The organism is Syntrophomonas zehnderi OL-4 (assembly GCF_000983115.1).
GTDB lineage: Bacteria > Bacillota > Syntrophomonadia > Syntrophomonadales > Syntrophomonadaceae > Syntrophomonas_B > Syntrophomonas_B zehnderi.
On record NZ_CGIH01000014.1, the window covers coordinates 1,061 to 1,765 of the forward strand.

Annotated in this window: 1 protein-coding gene; it reads right to left on the reverse strand. The window is 42.3% G+C overall.

All coding sequences use genetic code 11. The features are described from left to right. Positions 1 to 705: pseudomurein-binding repeat-containing protein (locus AAV90_RS04660; RefSeq protein ID WP_198142816.1), on the reverse strand; the 705-nt coding region annotated here is incomplete at both ends.

Consider the following 705-nt stretch of genomic DNA (forward strand, 5'->3'; position numbering starts at 1 on the left):
GGTTGCTGCTTGTTTAATTTGGTCTATGGTAAATGTTGCGAGGACTGGTTGAGATACAACGCTCCATGGTTTCATTGCGGCGAAGGCTGCTTTGTTTCCGCTGGTGTTGTAGTAGTCGAGGATCATGCTGTACATGTATATGAGGTTTTCGTAGCGTAGGTATGTTCCTAGGCTGGTTTTGTAGGCGAAGTCTGGTGTTTTTCCGCTGGTGTCCATGTAGTTTTTGATGTCGTTGGCTATTTTGAGGTATTCTGTTTTGGGAATGTTTCCGTAAGTGATTGATTCTAGTGGATTGATTGGTGCAGTGTAATCTCTTAGAGGGATTAATTTATTGCTTCCCTCATTGATTCTTAGGGTGGTTGTTACTAGTAGTTCTAGGAATTGTGGCATGGTGATGTTGTTGGTGCCGATTTGTACGTTATTGGGTAGTTTTTGGTTGGTTTCGATGTATTTTCTTACGGTGGTTGCTGCTTGTTTAATTTGGTCTATGGTAAATGTTCCTAAAACAGGATTAGAGACAACAACCCATGGTTTCATTATTGCGAAGGCTGCTTTGTTTCCGCTGGTGTTGTAGTAGTCGAGGATCATGCTGTACATGTATATGAGGTTTTCGTAGCGTAGGTATGTTCCTAGGCTGGTTTTGTAGGCGAAGTCTGGTGTTTTTCCGCTGGTGTCCATGTAGTTTTTGATGTCGTTGGCTATTTT